Here is a 16,663-nt window from a genome sequence, read left to right on the forward strand (position 1 = left end):
GCAGACTACGGGGGCGCGGCGGGCTAAGGTCTGACGGCGATCGCTGCCTCTCCTACATCGCCGCTGCGTTCCGTCGAGAGGATCCGGATGAGAATCCTTGACCTCTCAGTAGCTCCTTCACGAACGTCAGGAAAGCGGATGGGTTGGGGCGGATTCGAACCGCCGGCCTGCTCCGTGTGAAGGAGCCGTCATAACCTAGCTAGACCACCAACCCGTCCATGTCGAGGTATCCGACCTCCGGACTTAAGAGTTACCTTACGCCGAAGCTTCATTCTGGGGGCGCCCGAATCGCCCGCCGTGACCCACGAACTCCGCTTCCTCGAGCGGCTCCGCCAGCACGTCGCGAGCCTCCTCCACGCGCCGCTGTCGCTCGTCGGCCTCTACGCCGAGCGGAAGACGCCCCGCGAGCAGTACGCGTTCACGGTCCGCGAGCCGTACCCGGTCGTCGAGGCGCGGCTCCACCGGCTCGGGTTCGTCCGCAACCTCGTCTCCTCGCTCAAGTATCGGGCGTACGCGACGCCTCCGGAGACCACCGTCGCGAGTTGGGTGCGGTATCCGGAGGGCGCGCTCGCGAGCGACCACCAACTTCACCTCGCCTTGTACGCCGGTTCGGACCGTTCGACGACGGACGTGTACGCCCACTGGGAGCCGTCGTGGATCCGCCACCCGATCCGGCACTACCGCGCGACCGACGTCGACGCGCAGAAAGGCATCGAACGGGCGCGGTCGCTGTTCGAGGACGCGGGCATCGAGTACGCGGTGCTACCCGCCGAGCAGCGAATCGGCGGCGACGCGGCCGCGACCACGGGGCCGCCGCTGAAATAGGTCGTCGTCTTCGGGCCGTTCGACGGGTTCGGTCGGCGTCACTCCGCGGCGGCGTCTTTGCCGCGGTACTCGGCCACGCGCTTCCGGGCGGACGCGACCGCTTCGCGGGCCTCACCCTCGGCGCGGTCCTCGAGTTCCTTTAAATCAGCCTGGAGCCTGTCCAGCCGTGAGGGTTCGGGCTCCTCCTCCTCGTCGCGACCGACGATCTCCTTCACACGCGCCTCAACGGGCTCTAACTCCTCTACCACGCCGGCTTTCGCGTGTTCCGCCGCTCGACCGAGGTAGTACCGTGCGTCTTCGAAGTGCTTGCTCATATCTGTCCTTTGGTGGAGGGCAGATATAATCTTTGTGGCCGCGTTGCGAGGACAGTATTCGGCGCGCCGGGTCGATCGGAGTCCGAAGGGTCCGCCGAAACGTCGGACCCGCGGGCCGAATCGGCTATCACTCCCGCGCGCCCGGGGGCAGCGGGTCGGCGTGGTCCGCGATCGCCTCGGCGACGCGGTGCGGGTGTTCGTGGACGACCCAGTGGGTCGCCTCGTCGATCGCGAGCAGTCGGCCGTCGGCGCAGCGCTCGACGCTCTCGTGGGCCAGCCGGCGCGCGAGGAACCGGTCCTGCGCGCCCCAGATAACGAGCGTCGGGACGGAGACCGCCGTCTTCGCGGGCTCGGGGCGGTCGCGGACGATCGCGCGGTACCAGTTCACCATCGCCTCGAACGCGCCGTCGCGGTCCCACGCCCGGCGGTACCGCCGAAGGTCCTCGTCCGCGAAGGTGCCGGGCGCGCTCGTGTCGCGTAACGCGTTCGTCGCCAGCCGCCAGTTCCCGGCGCTCGCGACCGCCTCAGGCAGCTTGGGAAGCTGGAACGCGAGCACGTACCAGCTCTTGAGCCGCTGGTCCCACGAGGTCCGGAGCGCGCGCTCGAAGACGCTCGGATGCGGCACGTTGACCGCGACCAGCTCCGAGACGCGGGCCTCGTGGTGGAGCGCGAGCCACCACGCCACCGCGGCGCCCCAGTCGTGGCCGGCGACGGCGGCCGTCTCCCGGTCGTAGGCGTCGATCAGGCCGACGACGTCGCGCGCGAGCTCGTCGATCCGGTAGTCGCGCACCGCCGGCGGCTTCGCGGAGCAGTTGTAGCCGCGCTGGTCCGGGACGACGACGCGGTAGCCGGCGTTCGCGAGCGGCGCGATCGCCTCGTGCCAGCCGTACCAGAACTCCGGAAAGCCGTGAAGCAAGATCAGGAGCTTCCCGTCCTCCGGGCCGGCCTCGACGACGTGGAGCGGCACGCCGTTCGTCTCGACCGCGCGGGACCGGCCCGGAACCGAGTCCGGTATCTCGTCGTCGGGGACCGGTTCCGGTAGCGCAGCCTCGTCGACCGGCCGGCCAGCGGGGGCGTCGTCCATACCGATCCCGTGTGTCGGTACCGGCAAATAGGTACGCTCGCCCGGGGTGCGGGGGATCGAAATCCTCAAGCGGCTGGCAGCCGCGATTCCGAGTATATAACGAACTCCGGCGTTCGACCGCGGTGAGCGCGTTCTCCGGGGATTCGCACGTGCCCTATGACAGCCGATTCGTCGACTCCCTCAGCCGCGGACGCGGACGCGTCGAGCGACGACGCGACCGTCTCGAACGTCGTCCTCGTCACGGTGGACTCACTGCGTGCGGACGCCGTCTCTCCGTACGATACAGCGCGTCAGTCGCCCGTTATCGACGGCCTCGCGAATTCCGGGACCGTGTTCGACCGCGCGTTCGCGACCGGCAACTGGACCCCGTTCTCGTTCCCCTCGATACTCGCCTCGGAGCCCGTGTTCGCCCGGTCGGGCGATATCGGCGTCGACGAGTCGGTGACCCTCGCGGAGGTGCTCTCCGACGCGGGAATCGCGACCGGGGGGTTCAACGCCGCGAACGGCTTCCTCACCGATCACTGGGGATACCCCGACGGATTCGACGAGTTCGAGCCGTTCGTTACGAGCGTCGGTTCCAGCGTTTACAGCCGGTACCTCGCCGCGCACCCGACGGTCGAAGCGTGGATCCAGCTCGCGACCTCGCCGGTCCGCCGGCTCGCGTCGAAGCTCCGCGGCGACGACGACGACCGCCCGTTCCTCGACGCCTCGCGCATGTTCGACGTCGAGGACGCCGCGATCGGGTTCGTCGACGACACCGACGAGCCGTTCTTCCTCTGGGTCCACTACATGGACACGCACACCCCGTACGTCCCCGCGCCGCGGTACATCCGCGAGGTCTCCGACGGCATCGTCGGCACCCATCGGATGCTTCACGCGCACACCCGAACGAGCCTCGGCCTCGAAGTTGGCGAGCGGACCCTTCGCGAACTCCGGACGCTGTACCAGGCGACGGTGCGACAGGTCGACGCCAGTATCGGCCGGCTGCTCGACGCGTTGACCGACGCGGGCGTGGCCGACGACACCGCGGTGCTGCTCGCGGGCGACCACGGCGAGGAGTTCCAGGACCACGGCCACCTCGCACACTACCCGAAGCTGTACGACGAGCTGATCCACGTCCCGCTCGTGGCGGAGGTGCCCGGGCTCGACGGCGGGCGCGTCGACGGCCACGTCGGGCTCGACGCCATCCCGCCCACGGTCGCCGACCTGCTCGGCGTCGACTCCGCGCCGGAGTGGCACGGCGAGTCGCTCCTGCCGGCGCTCGGCGGCGACGACGCTCCGTCCGAATCGGGCGATCCGAACGGCGACGCGCTCCCCGACGACCCCGTCGTCTCGGTCACCGTCCGCGGCGAGGACGTGACCCAGCAGCCGATCCCTCGATCGCTGTCCGACGGCGACCTGTTCGTCAGCGCGCGCGACGACGACTGGACGTACATCGAGAACGTCGACGCCGGCGAGCGCGAGCTGTACCATCGCCCTTCCGACCCGACCCAACAGGAGAACCTCGCGGTCGACCCCGACGCGGAGGCGCGAGCGGTTATCGACCGGTTGGCGCCGGTCGTCGACGACCACGCGAAACTGCTGCGCGAGCGCGGCGCGGCGGCCGCCGAGCGCGGCGCGGCGACCGACGACGAGGTCGACGAGGACCTCGAAGCCCGCCTCGAAGCGCTCGGGTACAAGTGATGATTCGAGCGGTCCTCCGCGACCTCGCGAGCGGGCCCATCGCGGGTCAGATGCGCCGCTTCGTCGTCGGCGGCGCGCTCACGGCCGGGCTCCAGATGGCGCTGCTGTGGCTGTTCGTCGACATCGCGGAACTGAACCTCTACGTCGGCGCGACGGTCGCCATCGAGATCACGATCGTCTGCTCGTACGTCCTCAACAACGCGTGGACGTTTCGCGCGACCCGGAACACCGGCGTCGCCGACTACCTCTCGGGACTGCTGAAGACGAACCTCGTCCGCGGCACCGCGATCCCGATCCAGCTCGGCGTGCTCGCCGCGCTGGTCAGGTGGGTCGGCGTCATGTACCTCGTCGCGAACGCGGTCGCGATCCTCGTCAGCGGGGTCTACCGCTTCGTCCTCGACTCACAGTGGACGTGGGGGTGAGGCGGACGCCGACTCTGAGCGCGGTCCGCGGGCACTCAGAAGCGCGGTCCGCGGGCACTCAGAAGCACGGTCCGCGGGCGCTCAGAAGGGGAGCCGCGGCTCGAAGCGCTCGACCAAGTCACGCACCGCGTTCTGTTTGTAGTAGCCGACGGCGGACGCGACGACGACGACCGCGACGAGCGCAACCGCCGAGAGGAACCGGCCGCTCGCGAGTTCCCCGCCCGCGTACACCGTTATCACGTAGGCGGGGAGCCGACCGACGGCGATGACGGTCATGAACGTCGGAAGCGACCACTTGGTGAGCCCGCTCAGAAAGCAGATGGCGTCGTCGGGGAGCCCGGGAATGATGACGAACGCGAACAGCCCCGGGACGCCGACCGTGTCGACGAAGTCGTCGAAGCGGGCGACCACGTCCTCGTGGAGGACGCCCTCGACGAAGGAGCGACCGTACCGTTTCGAGAGCGAGAAGGCGACCGCGCTGCCGATCAGCACGCCGGTGAGGCTGTAGACGGTTCCCCAAAACGACCCGAAGAGGAACCCCGCGACGAAGGCGAGGACCTGTCCCGGTATCGGCGCGACGATGACTTGGAGGGCCTGGATGCCGATGAAGACGACGGGGGCGAAGAACCCGAACTGGTCGAGCCACGTGCGGAGAGCCTCAGCGTCGGTGATGAACCCGGCGTACCGGTTCACGAGGACGTAGAGCCCGACCGCGAGGAGCGCGACGCCGACCGCGGCCGCGATCCCCCGCCGGCGGTCCGCCCGCGAGGAGAAGAGTTGCATTCAGGTGATAGCGGGTGACAGAGGGCCTTGAACCTTGCCAACGGGACGACCACCTGCGACGGCTCGGACCGTGTCCGGGACGGCCGTCGCAACGTCCGGCCCTTTATGTTCTCGTTCGCCGTCGTGGGTACTGTCCCATTCATGTCCAGCCGGCTCCGACATCCGCTCGTCTCCGTCGCTCTGACGTTCGCCGTCACGCTCCCGTGGATCGGGACGTTCTTCTCGTACGGCGGGTACGGCACCGTCCATCCGGGAGAGAACATCACGCCGCTGGCCGCCGTCCTCGTCTCCGGGCTATCGATCCTCGGCGCCGCGTTCCTGCTCGCGTGGGCCGCCGAGACCGCCGAGAAGGACGTTCCGCAGGCGTTCGCGATCGCGGTCCTCGCCGTGCTCGCCGTCGCCCCCGAGTACGCCGTCGACGCGCTGTACGCGTGGCAGGCCGGCGCCGGCTCGGCCGCGGCCGGCAACCTCGCGGTCGCGAACATGACCGGCGCGAACCGGATCCTCATCGGGCTCGGCTGGTCCGGTATCGCGCTGTTCACCATCTACCGCGCCGCGACGACGAACGACGCTGCGGTCGAACGACGGTCGGGGACCCTCACGGACGCGGTGACCCTCGACCGGGACCTCGCGACCGAGATCACGTTCCTCCTCGTCGCGACCACGTACGCCTTCTTCATCCCGCTGAGCGGCGGGATCGGCCCGATTGACACCGCTTTCCTCGTCGGACTGTTCGTCCTGTACATCTCCATCATCATCCGCGGCGACGTCGAACCGCCGGCCGCTCACGTCGGCGTGCCCGCCTACTTTCAGGAGTACCCGAAGGCGCGCCGGATCGGCGTCGTCCTGTTCGGGTTCGCCTTCTCGGGCGCGATCATCTTCACCGCGGTCCACCCGTTCGCCGAGGGGCTCGAGCAGCTGGGGCTCCAGTACGGGATCCCGGAGTTCTTCATGATCCAGTGGCTCGCGCCGCTCGCCTCCGAGAGCCCCGAGCTGATCGTCGTCGCGTACCTCGTGAACAAGGCGCGCTCGACCGCCGGCTTCAACGCGCTCATCTCCTCGAAGCTCAACCAGTGGACCCTACTCATCGGAACGCTCGCGGTCGTGTACTCCATCTCGGCCGGCTCGATCGGGACCCTCTCGTTCGACGCCAAGCAGGCCGCGGAGATCTGGATCACGGCGGCCCAGAGCTTCTTCGCCATCGCCATCATCGTCAACTTCGAGATCAGCGCCCGGGAGGCGGTCGCGCTGCTCGTCTTATTCGCCACGCAGGTGATGGCCGAGTTCTACATCATCCGGACCTACGCCGAGCCCGCCGCGACCGAACTGAGCATGACGGTGCTGTACGCCTTCACCGCCGTCTACGCGGTCCTCGGGATCGCGCTGTTCGTCAAGCGGCGGCGGAGCGCGAACGAACTCGTCAGACGCACGGTGCGGACGGCACAGACCGCGTTCGGCCGCCGGGAATCCCTCCCCGAACGCGAGGACTGAGCGAGCCTCCGGTCGCTTTTCGATCCGTCGATGTCGGCGCGGTCACGCCAGCGGCGCCGCGCTCCAGTACGCCATCCGCATCGGAATTCCCTCGGCGTCTCGGTACTCCGCGCCGGCCGGCAGGAACCGGAGCTCGTCGACCGGGTAGCGCGCGACGACCGCCAGCCCGAGCGCGTCGACGGCGTCGTCGACGGTGGGGTCCGCGGCGTCGGCCTCGCGCCCGCCACCGATCGCCTCGGGGTCGCCGGCCAGATCCCGGCAGATCCGCCCGAGCGCGGCGCCCGGGTCGTCGAGGTGCCCGTCGAGCGCGTCCAACCGCTCCCCGACGCCCGGCGCCGTCGTCTTCGAGCGCTCGAGGCGGCTGCCGTCGAGTCCGCGGAAACACACCTCCGGGTGCGCCTCCATCACCTTCTCACGCGCCGCCTCGTCTTCCCGGAGGAACGCGTCGACCTCGCCGACCGCCGGCGCGATGTGGTACGACTGGCGGCTGAGGCCCTTGTCGAGGTCGACCCGGTTTCGCTCGCTCACCGTCTCGTAGTCCGCGCCGGTCCTCGCGGCCTCGCACGCGCCCCGCGACGGAACGGGGAACACGCTGCTCGGGCGCTCTGCCGCCGACCGCGCGGCCGAGTCGACGGCCTCGCGAGCCGCCAAGGTTTCCGCGTCGTCGGGGAGTCCGATCGGCACGTCGACCAGCATTCGATCGACGCCGTCGTCGCCGTTCCACAGCGCTTCGAGGTCGCGTTCGAGGCGGCACTCCGGCTCGCCGTCCTCGTCGATCGCGACTGCGAGCCACGCCCCGCCCGCCCAGTCGACGCCCGCGACGGTCTCGGTTGGCATGTCGTCACCGTCGGCGGTGTCGGTAATAAACCGTGTCAGATCGAGTGACAGCGAGCCCGGACCGACCCCGGGCGGTCGTCGAAGCTCACCCACGCTTATATTGCTCGCTCTGAACGGGGCACACATGCGCGAGGACGCACCGCTCTCGGAGTGGGCGGAGACGGCCGCGAGCGATCAGGACGCGGTCGTCGAACACGTTCCGGAGGTCGTGGCACTTCTCGACGACGACGACGCAACGGTTCGAAACGACGCGGTGACGGTCCTGAGCCGGGTGGCAAAGACGCGATCGGACGCGGTTCTGGACGCCCTTCCGGCACTGATCGAACGGCTCGAGGCCGACGATCAGAGCGTGATCAGACACAACAGCGCGCTCGCGCTCAGCCGGCTCGTGGAAAACCGCCCGGAGGCGTGTCGAGACGCGATCGAACCCCTCGTCAGGGGGCTCACGGACGGCGACGGCGACGTCCGCGAGAAATGCGGGAGAGCGCTCGATAACTTCGGTCCCGACGCCGCGGGCGACATCGAGGATGCGAGCGTGAGAGCTGTCGAAGACGCCGCCGACCGGACAGGCGCTGAGACGTCGACCGAGCGAAACGAGGCGACACTGGCGCTCACACGCCTCGCGCTGAGATATCCCGAGGAAGTCGCCACGCACACCGAATCGCTCCGCGACCGGCTGGACGACGAGGACAACGTGGTCAGGTACCACGCTGCGCTGTGTCTGAATCGGATCGCCAAACGGCAACCGCACTTGGTAGTCGAGGCCGTCGAGCCGCTGGCCGACCGCCTCGACGATCCGGATGCGGACGTGCGAGCGCTCGCGAGCGAAGCGCTGGCGTCCGTATCCGAAGACGCTCCCGGGGCCGTGACCGAAACGAGCGGTGCGCTCGCCGATGCGCTCACCGACAGTAACGACGAGGTCCGTGCCCACGCGGTCGGCGCGTGTCGCGCGCTCGTGGCCGAGTACCCCGACGTGGTGTTGCCGGCGCAGTTCGAACTCGTCGACCTGCTCGCGGACGCTCGCGGGGAGACGCGGGCGGACGCAAAGAAGGCGCTCCACGGCTTGGCCGACGCGTCCCCCGACGAGGTCGCCGACGTGCTCGCGAGTACCCGCGACGAGGACTTCGACACGAGCAGCGTCGACGCCGTTCACGGAGAGATAGAAGCGGTCGCCGAGGACGCCGACGGAGCGAGCGCGACGGACGTGGAGCCGCCGGCAGGCGACGAGGTGGCCGACGAAGCGGGCGAGAAGCTCCGGGAGCTGGCGGCGGTGATGGAGACGGCCGGGGCGGAGACGCTGGCCACGTTCGACGACGACATGCTTCGGGAGTTCCTCACGTTGACGGACTCGATCGACGCCGAGGCCGTCTCGGGCGTCGACGCCGGCGACCTCGCGGAGATGCGCGAGACCGTTCGGACCGCGCTCGACATCGACGGGGGAGACGGCCGCGAGGCTTCCGACCCGGCGACGGACGGCGAGGTCGGTGCGATCGAGACGGGCTGGGACGAGGACGCGCGCGTCGACCCCGCCGCTCGCCCGGACGACGGCTGTTCGTACGGACGCGACCTCGGAGAACACGCGCGGGAGCAGGACGACGACGTCTGGACCTGTCACCGGAGTCCGCGGGAAGACGGCGAGTACTGTCTGTTTCACGCCCCGGTCGAAGACACCGACGACGAGGCCGTTCGGGACGCGTTCCTCGAAGCGATTCAACGGCCGGGACGGGGGCCCAAGGAGTTCGTCGGCGCTCGGTTCGGCGATCTGAACCTCTCGTTCGACATCGTAGACGGGCCCGACAACTACCCGATCGATCTCAGGTACGCCACCGTCGAGGGGTCGATCAACTGTCGGCGGGCAGAGTTCGGGCAACCGCTCTGGTTCGAGGGGGGAAGGGTCGCCGGCGGGATGAACTGTAACGTGGTGACGTTCAAGACGTGGGCGTCCTTCGAGGGGACGACCATGGAACACGCGTGGTTCGGGAAGTCGGAGTTCCGTGACGGAGTCTCCTTCGACAACGCGACCATCCGCGAAGAGGCGCTGTTCACCGGGGCGACGTTCACGGATCGCGGAGACTTCGAGGGAGCGCGGTTCGGCGCCCACGCGGAGTTCTCTCGGACCGTCTTCGATTCGGCGTCGTTCGAGCACGCACACGCCGCGGGGACACTCGACCTCGGACACGTGGTCTGTGATCGCTCCCTCAAAATGGGAGCGATCGAGGCCGAAGACGATATCAAAATCCGGGGCGGCCGGGTCAGGAATCTCAGACTGTCGGACGCCGACGTCGACGGCGACGTCTCCGCGTCGAAGCTGACCGTCGAGAAGACGATCCACGCCTCGGACGCACGGGTCGGTGGAACGCTGTCGGTTTCGAGCGCCGAGGTCCGGCAGGACGTACTCTGCCAGGACCTGACCGCGGGGGGCGTCGACTTCGACGCCGCCTCGGTCGCGAAGCGGTTCTCGTTCCAGCGGACGCGCGTCGCCGGGGACTGCGCGTTCAGTGGGGTCTCTTTCGGGGACGTGACGACGTTCCAGGGGGCCGAAATCGACGGCGATATGGACCTCTCGCTCGGGACGTTCGAGGAGCTGCTGACGCTGCGGGAAGCCGAGGTCGGCGGCTCGCTCGAGGCCAGTTCCGCGTCCGTGGGCGAACAGGCCGACTTCGTCCACCTCGACGTGGGTGGCGACTGCGACCTCTCCTCCGTCACGTTCGGCGGGACGGTCATGTTCTTCGAGGGGACGATCGAGGGCGGGTTGGACATCTCGTCGAGCCGCTTCGAGGGGCAGCTGTCACTCTCGATGACCGTCGAGGGCGAGTTCGACGGCGACGTCGCCCGCTTCGAGGACGACGTCAACGTCGTCGACACGTCGGTCGGGGGTCCGACGACGTTCAGCAACGCGACGTTCGGGCGAGACGCGCTCTTCCAGCTGTGCGAACTGCGGGACGCGTGTGCGTTCGACGACGCGGAGTTCGCCGAAGACGCGTCGTTCGCGCAGACGGTCGTCGAGGGGCCGGCCTCCTTCGAGACGATCACGGTCGGCGGCGTGGCGAACTTCGACGGCGTGAACTTCGAGTCGGGGGCCGCGTTCTTCGGGTCGACGTTCGCCGATCTCACGTGTCTGGGAACGCGGACCGGCGACGGGTCGGTCGTTGACATGCGGAACTGTGAGATCGCCGACGGGGCGATCGCGCTCCCGGATGACGGCGACGTCGCCTACGACCTCGCGAACGCGGAGCTCGGCGCGGTCGAACTTTCCGACGGCCTCGGGGAGACGAGCGACGTGGACCTCTTCGAGTACTTCCGGTTCGCGAACACCAGCTTCGACGGGTTCGACTTCGGGAACTACAAACAGGAACTCGCGGAGGCCAACTGGCAACTACACACCACCGTCGACGACGCGGAGTTCGTGAACCCCGGAAGACAGGACCTCATCGACGCGCTCGCCGTCGAAGACGAGCTGGACGAGGTCGACGACAAGCTGGACGGGGAGCTCTTCGACGAGGTCGATCACGTCGGGATGCTCCAAGAACAGACCGGACTGGACAGGGCAGTCATCGAGGAGATCGCCGACGCCGAGGATGCCTCGGAGATGCCGAGCAGCGAGGCGCTGTACGAGATGACCGGTGACGAGGAGTTCCGTGAGACGACGACGGCCGCCGACCTCGAAAACACCTACCTGAAGGCCAAAAACGGCGCGGATCAGGTCGGCGACCGACACGTGGCCGCGCAGTTCTTCGTTCAGGAGATGAAGTACAGGCGGGCGAAAAACTACCGGTTCGTTCGAGACCCGGATCAGGACCCCGATGTGCGACTCGTCTCGGCGGGCAAGTGGTTCGGAAACTACCTGCTGCACCAGTCCTGCGGCTACGGCGAACGACTGTGGCGAGTCATCTACGCCTCCGTGGTCGTGGTCGTCGGATGGAGCTTCATGTACGCGACGCTCACGGAGGGGACGTCCGGAGACGCGGCGGGGCTGACCACCGAGGGACTCGACGGCCTCTCGCAGCTCGCGACGCCCGAGGGCGCGGACATCATGGTGAAGAACCTCTACTTCAGCATCGTCACGTTCACCACTCTCGGGTACGGCGACATCCAGCCCGTCGGGACGCTGTCTCGGTTCCTCGCGGGCTTAGAGTCGTTCCTCGGCGCCCTTCTGGTCGCGCTCGTGGTGTTCGTCCTCGGTCGCCGCGTGTCGTGGTGACGCTCGGTGACCGATCGCGAACGGGGCGTCGATCGATAGCGCTCCGTCTCGGCTTCAAAACGATCCACTGAGACGCCTCGGGGCGGCCCGTTGAGACACCCACGTGGCCGCGGATACCTGTCAGTAGAGGCTGGAAAAAGTATATGCGGGAAGTGGGCCGGCACGAATTTGAATCGTGGTTACGGCCACCCGAAGGCCGAAGGATACCAAGCTACCCCACCGGCCCGCACTCGATTGAAGGCCGCTCGTTCTTTTAATCCTTCCGAAAGGGGGGCGATCGGAGAGGTACAGTCAGCATGCGGATCAATGATGTCTGGGAGGATTGACGGCAGCCACGGGCACCGCCGAAGATCCCTCGTTCATTTATAAGTGTCAGAAAAGCAGATAGACGGTGGACACCACCAAAGCCCCAGTCGCTCGCTTATAAATGGTTGATCTCGGATCCTCGGTGGACACTACCAAAGCCCCAGCCGCTCGCTTATAAATGGTTGATCTCGGATCCTCGGTGGACACCACCAAAGCCCCAGCCGCGAGGCCGACGTACGCTCGCTGCGATACACAGTCGGTCGCTAACGCTCCCTCCTTGCGGTACTTGTGTCGCCTACGTCGGCCTCGCGGCTGCCCCTTTGAGTCCCACCCGACCGCGATCGCACCGCAGCCTCACGCCTCCCCAGCCTCGCGGCTCACGCTTCGCGGCTTCGCCGCTCGCGTTCGCCGCGTCCCTCGCGCGTGCGACTCGCGCCCTGTCGGGCGCTCGTCGGCACGCGCCACCGCACCGCGTCCTTATTTATAAATCGTCGTTGCCGTCTCCGTCGTCCGAACCCTCAACCTCGAAGTACCGGTGGCGGTGTTTCCGACAGCCGGGGTTGAACGCGGCGCCGCACGCGGGGCAGGCGTCGTCGTCGGCCTCGAGGTATTCGCGGGCCGTGAGCGTCGTCCGGCAGGCGCCGCACAGCACCGCCGGCTCGTCGAAGCGCTCGCGGGGCCACGGGACCGCCTCGTGGTCGGCGGCCGCGTCGTGGCAGGCGTCGCAGGGGTAGTACGTCCCACAGCAGCCGAACCGGAGCGCGACCACGTCGACCGGGTCGTCCCAGTGCGCGCAGCGCGTCTCGGGGTCGATGTCGATTCCACGCAGGGGCACCTCGAAGCGCGGGTCGGTGTCGGGCGCGGTCGTCGTCTCGCGGTCGGAGGGGTCGGTCGACATCGCCGGAGGGTCAGTAGCTGGCATACCCGTCCGTGTCGAGCCAGTTGTGGACCACGGTGACGGCGTGGTCCGCGTGGAGCAGCTCGGGCCCGACGCGCAGTCGCCGCTCGGCGCGGCCGGCGATCGCATCGGCCTCCGATTCGGCGAAGTCGTGGTGGTCCGAGAGGACGAACACGGGATCCTCGGGGGGCTCGGCGTCGACGAGCGGATCGCCGTCCTCGTGGAGCTGGACGAGCGTCCCGTCCGGCCCGCGCCCGTCCCCGCCGACGAGCCGGTCGAGCGTCGCGTCGAGGCCCATCCGGCGGAGTTCGACGCCGGGCGAGACGTCCGCGGGCATGTGGCCGATCGCGTCCGCCTTGGCGTCGAGCGCGTCGCGGACCCGCGCGGCGACGTTGCGCTCGTCGGGGTGAAGGCGTCTGAGGCTGTCGGCGTCGAAGGTGACCGTGAACTCGTCGGCGATCACGAGGTGGACCCGGACCGCCTCGCGGATCCCGTGCGAGAGGAAGACGCCGGCGCTCACGCACCGGCAAAGCAGGTCGAGCCGCCCGGCCCCGGGGATGTCCGACAGCGAGATCGCGTCGGGGTCGGTGGGGACGTCGCGGCCGACGACGACGAACTGGCGCATGTCCGTGGCTCGCCCCGGATCCTCATAAGGCGTGCGACCCGATCGCCGGGTATGAGCCTCACCGGCCTGTGTCAGGTCTGCGAGGCGGCCACGGCGAGCCGGACCTGTGACCGCTGCGGGCGCGCCGTCTGCGACGACCACTGGGACGAGAGCGCGCGCGCCTGCTCCGGGTGCGCCGCCGGCCGCGGGTAGCTCGGTTCGCTCGGCGAGCCGGTCGTTATCGGTGCCGGTTCAGCCGCTTCGTGAGCCGCTTCGCCGCGTCGCCCGCCGCGCCGAAGTAGGTCGCCTCGTCGCCGGGGCGGCTCGACTCCTCGCCGGCGAAGATGATCCCGCGCGAGGAGTTCACGAGGCCGACGTCGACCGGGAGGTCCGGGCGCGCCGCGAGCCCGTGCTCGACCGCGGCCTCTGCGTCGCCGCCCTGCGCGCCGACGCCGGGCACGAGGAAGGGGATCTCGGGGACGATCTCGCGGACCTCGGCCAGCTCCTCCGGCGCCGTCGCCCCGACCACGAGGCCAACGTTGTCGTTCGCGTTCCACACGTCCGCGAGCGCGGCGACGCGCTCGTAGAGAGGCTCGCCCGAGGCGAGTTCGAGGTCCTGGAGGTCGGCGCCGCCCGGGTTCGAGGTGCGACAGAGCGCGAACACGCCCTTCTCCGCGCGGTCGAGGAACGGCTGGAGCGAGTCGCGCCCGAGGTACGGGTTCACGGTGATCGCGTCGACGTGGTCGAGGACCTCGGCGTACCGCCGCGCCGTGTTGCCGATGTCGCCGCGTTTGGCGTCGAGGAGGACCGGGACCCCCTTTCCCTCCGCGTACGCCGCGGTCTCGCGGAGCGCGCGCCAGCCGTCGGGGTCCTCGTAGAACGCCGCGTTCGGCTTGTAGCAGGCGGCGTGCTCGTGGGTCGCGTCGATGATCCGTCGGTTGAACGCCCACCGCGGGAGGTCGGCGTCGGTCACGTGTTCGGGGAGCCGACTCGGGTCGGGGTCGAGCCCGACCGAGACGACGCTGTCGACCGCGTCGATCCGGTCCGCGAGCGTCTCGAAGAAACCCATACGCGCCCTGTGGCGGCGGGCGCACTAACCGTTGTGTTCCGAGCTCGTTAACAGGAGCAGTAGTACTCGCGGTCGACGAACTCCGTCTCGAACAGCTTCGCGGCCGGTCCCGGGTCGGCGGGGCGGTAGACGCCGGTGGTGAGGTTCCCCTCTCGCTCGAACTCGCCGGAGACGAGGCGTCGCCAGTCGGCGGCCGACAGCTGGTCCCAGAACGTCTCATCGCCCGCGAGCAGCGAGAGGTAGTCGGGGAGGTACACCCACCGCGTCGGCTCGACGCCGTCCGACTCGTAGGTCGCGTCGGTGACCGCGGCGTAGGCGGCCATCGGGAGGTTCGCGCCCGCGGCGACCGGCATCGAGATCCACTTCCACGGCCGGGTGTTGACGTCGAGCAGCAGGAACTCGTCGCGCGCCTCGTCGTAGACGAACTCCGACTCGCTGATCCCGTGGTAGCCCGCGTCGTCGAGGACGGCGAGCGCGCGCTCCTCGATCGCGGGTTCGTCCGCGGTCTCGACGAGACAGGAGGTGCCGAAGTCGCGCGGGTATCGCACCGCGGCGTTGCCGACGACCGCGAGCGCGTCGTCGCTCCCCGACGGGGGGACGTACGACGCAAGCGAGTGGTCCTTCCCGGTCGCGATGTCGACGCGCTTCTGGGCCATCACGGCGATCCCCTCCTCGCTCGCGGCCGCGACGACGTCCGCGAACTCCTCACGGTCCGCGACCTCGATCACGTTCGTACCGAACGCCTCCTCGAAGTCGCGCTTGAGTTCGGGCTTCACCACCAGCGGGAAGCCGAGCGCGTCGGCGGCCTCCTCGACCGACGCGTCCGCGTCTCGCGTCCCCGCCGCCGCGGTCTCCGCCAGCCGGTACGTCTCCGGGTAGGGCACGCCGAGCGCCTCGCAGGTCGCGTACAGTTCCGACTTGTTCAACACGTCGTCGAGCGTCTCGCTCCCCGCGAACGGGAGTCGGACGCCGTCCGGGTCGGCCTCGGCGTACGAGAGCGCCCACTCGTCCATACAGCCGAACGCGACCGCCTCGGTGCCCGCGGCGTCGACGATCGCCTCCACGTCCTCGCGGAACCCGTCGAGGTCGTCGAGCGGGTACGTCACCGCCCCCGCGAAGTCGACCGCGTCGGACGGCGGGGCGAGCCCGTCGTGGGTAACGGTCCCGGTCCCAGCGTCGCCGGCGTCGCCGGCGCCGCCCGCGCGGTCGAGCGCGATCACGGGCACGTCGTGGGCGTCGAGCGCGTGAGCGACGCCGAGTCCGGTGATGTGCGCGTTGCTGACGAGCGCCGGCGGTCGGTCGAAGTCGGCGTCCGCGAGCGCGTCGATCAGTCCCTCGGTGGATCGAAACTGGTCTGCCATACCCCGTCTCGTCGGTCGACGCACAAAAGCGTCCCACGTACCGGTTCGGAGTGCCCGTATCGACGACGAGAAGCGACGCGTCGACACCGGAGGCGTGGCTCTCGCGGTCGACGCGAGCGCCTTTTCAGGCCGCGTCGCCTCCGGATCGGTATGACGGAATCCGACGACGCCGAACCGGACGCCGAGCGCGTCGACGCGGTCGACGAGCCCGACGCGGCCGACGAGCCCGACGCGGCCGACGAACTCCCCGACCGGGTCCGGCGGGCGTTCGCGGACCGCGGCTCCTTCGAGCGCGACGGCGACGCGTGGGTCTCGACGACGACCGCGTTCGACGGGCGCGTCCGCGCCGAGCCGACAGAGGCGGAACGAATCGGATTCGCGGTGACCGTCCGCGTGCCGATGCTCTCGGCGGTCACCGCCGACGAGGTCGCCGCCGTGGTCGAGGACGGCTGGGCCGACACCTTCGAGCGACGCGCGGTCGACGTCGGCGGGGTCACCCGCCGCGAGCGCGAGTTCGATCCGGTCGTCGAGCGCGAGGGCGACGAGATCCGAGTCACCTACGCGTTCACGGACAGCAACGAGCGTCGCGGCGTCGACGACGCGGGCGCGCTGATCGACTTCGTCGAGGGGACGTACGTCCAGGGCGTGATTCCCGGCTACGAGTACACGGAGCCCGTCTCGGACCTGCTCTCGGCCGCGCGCCGGCAGGGCGGCGACGGTGCCGTCTGAGCGGCGACGGTGCCGTCTGAGCGGCGGCGACCCGGTCCGGGGACGATAGGGGGAAG

The 16,663-nt window shown here is 69.3% G+C and carries 15 protein-coding genes and 2 tRNA genes; 7 read left to right on the forward strand and 10 right to left on the reverse strand.

All coding sequences use genetic code 11. The annotated features are described in order from the left end of the window. Window positions 1-139 precede the first annotated feature (139 nt). Window positions 140-214, reverse strand: a tRNA-Val gene (locus BM286_RS13955). A gap of 83 nt (window positions 215-297) precedes the next feature. Here BM286_RS13955 and BM286_RS13960 point away from each other — a divergent pair. Further along, entirely contained in the window at window positions 298-825 is a 528-nt protein-coding gene (locus tag BM286_RS13960; RefSeq protein WP_092923735.1) for a hypothetical protein, read from the forward strand. 38 nt (window positions 826-863) lie between these two features. On the opposite strand, the gene BM286_RS13965 is transcribed toward BM286_RS13960, so the two are convergent. Both BM286_RS13965 and BM286_RS13970 read right to left on the reverse strand, forming a co-directional pair. After that, window positions 864-1,139 (reverse strand): DUF7553 family protein, encoded by a 276-nt coding sequence (locus BM286_RS13965; RefSeq protein ID WP_092923738.1) that lies wholly within the window; start codon window positions 1,137-1,139, stop codon window positions 864-866. 127 nt (window positions 1,140-1,266) lie between these two features. Then, a complete protein-coding gene (locus tag BM286_RS13970; RefSeq protein ID WP_092923741.1) occupies window positions 1,267-2,223 on the reverse strand; it encodes an alpha/beta fold hydrolase in 957 nt (318 codons plus the stop codon). 156 nt (window positions 2,224-2,379) lie between these two features. On the opposite strand from BM286_RS13970, the gene BM286_RS13975 reads away from it, so the two are divergent. Together BM286_RS13975 and BM286_RS13980 are read left to right on the forward strand one after the other, a co-directional pair. Further along, a complete protein-coding gene (locus BM286_RS13975; protein ID WP_092923744.1) occupies window positions 2,380-3,906 on the forward strand; it encodes a sulfatase-like hydrolase/transferase in 1,527 nt (508 codons plus the stop codon). Then, complete coding sequence (locus BM286_RS13980) at window positions 3,906-4,328, forward strand: GtrA family protein (protein ID WP_092923747.1); 423 nt, start codon at window positions 3,906-3,908, stop codon at window positions 4,326-4,328. Before BM286_RS13975 ends, BM286_RS13980 begins: the two co-directional genes overlap by 1 nt. An 81-nt stretch (window positions 4,329-4,409) precedes the next feature. On the opposite strand, the gene BM286_RS13985 is transcribed toward BM286_RS13980, so the two are convergent. Beyond that, window positions 4,410-5,111 (reverse strand): TVP38/TMEM64 family protein, encoded by a 702-nt coding sequence (locus BM286_RS13985; protein WP_092923750.1) that lies wholly within the window; start codon window positions 5,109-5,111, stop codon window positions 4,410-4,412. A gap of 141 nt (window positions 5,112-5,252) precedes the next feature. Between BM286_RS13985 and BM286_RS13990 the strand changes: the two genes are divergently transcribed. Continuing rightward, window positions 5,253-6,602: a sodium:calcium antiporter gene (locus BM286_RS13990; RefSeq protein WP_092923753.1), complete on the forward strand. Its 1,350-nt coding sequence runs from the start codon at window positions 5,253-5,255 to the stop codon at window positions 6,600-6,602. 42 nt (window positions 6,603-6,644) lie between these two features. Here BM286_RS13990 and BM286_RS13995 read toward each other — a convergent pair whose 3' ends face one another. Continuing rightward, complete coding sequence (locus BM286_RS13995) at window positions 6,645-7,439, reverse strand: DUF429 domain-containing protein (protein WP_092923756.1); 795 nt, start codon at window positions 7,437-7,439, stop codon at window positions 6,645-6,647. 124 nt (window positions 7,440-7,563) lie between these two features. Here BM286_RS13995 and BM286_RS14000 point away from each other — a divergent pair, with 124 nt between their 5' ends. Beyond that, complete coding sequence (locus BM286_RS14000) at window positions 7,564-11,640, forward strand: pentapeptide repeat-containing protein (protein WP_167603421.1); 4,077 nt, start codon at window positions 7,564-7,566, stop codon at window positions 11,638-11,640. Between the two features lie 153 nt (window positions 11,641-11,793). Here the strand turns inward: BM286_RS14000 and BM286_RS14005 are convergent. The 3 genes from BM286_RS14005 to trmY form a co-directional block, all read right to left on the reverse strand. Beyond that, window positions 11,794-11,866 (reverse strand) — tRNA-Pro (locus BM286_RS14005). Between the two features lie 561 nt (window positions 11,867-12,427). Then, the gene (locus BM286_RS14010) at window positions 12,428-12,844 is read right to left on the reverse strand and encodes a CHY zinc finger protein (RefSeq protein ID WP_174549020.1); all 417 of its coding nucleotides are present in this window, start codon (window positions 12,842-12,844) and stop codon (window positions 12,428-12,430) included. 10 nt (window positions 12,845-12,854) lie between these two features. Next, a complete protein-coding gene (gene trmY, locus BM286_RS14015; RefSeq protein WP_092923762.1) occupies window positions 12,855-13,469 on the reverse strand; it encodes a tRNA (pseudouridine(54)-N(1))-methyltransferase TrmY in 615 nt (204 codons plus the stop codon). Between the two features lie 51 nt (window positions 13,470-13,520). On the opposite strand from trmY, the gene BM286_RS15695 reads away from it, so the two are divergent. After that, window positions 13,521-13,661, forward strand: coding sequence for a hypothetical protein (locus BM286_RS15695; RefSeq protein WP_167603423.1), 141 nt, complete (start codon window positions 13,521-13,523; stop codon window positions 13,659-13,661). 25 nt (window positions 13,662-13,686) lie between these two features. Here the strand turns inward: BM286_RS15695 and pyrF are convergent, their stop codons facing one another. After that, a complete protein-coding gene (gene pyrF / locus BM286_RS14020; protein ID WP_092923766.1) occupies window positions 13,687-14,517 on the reverse strand; it encodes an orotidine-5'-phosphate decarboxylase in 831 nt (276 codons plus the stop codon). 47 nt (window positions 14,518-14,564) lie between these two features. Beyond that, entirely contained in the window at window positions 14,565-15,878 is a 1,314-nt protein-coding gene (locus BM286_RS14025; protein ID WP_092923769.1) for a carboxylate--amine ligase, read from the reverse strand. Window positions 15,879-16,028: 150 nt separating this feature from the next. Here BM286_RS14025 and BM286_RS14030 point away from each other — a divergent pair, with 150 nt between their 5' ends. Continuing rightward, complete coding sequence (locus BM286_RS14030; RefSeq protein ID WP_092923772.1) at window positions 16,029-16,607, forward strand: DUF5813 family protein; 579 nt, start codon at window positions 16,029-16,031, stop codon at window positions 16,605-16,607. Window positions 16,608-16,663 lie beyond the last annotated feature (56 nt).

It is taken from the genome of Halorubrum sodomense (genome assembly GCF_900111935.1).
Lineage (GTDB): Archaea > Halobacteriota > Halobacteria > Halobacteriales > Haloferacaceae > Halorubrum > Halorubrum sodomense.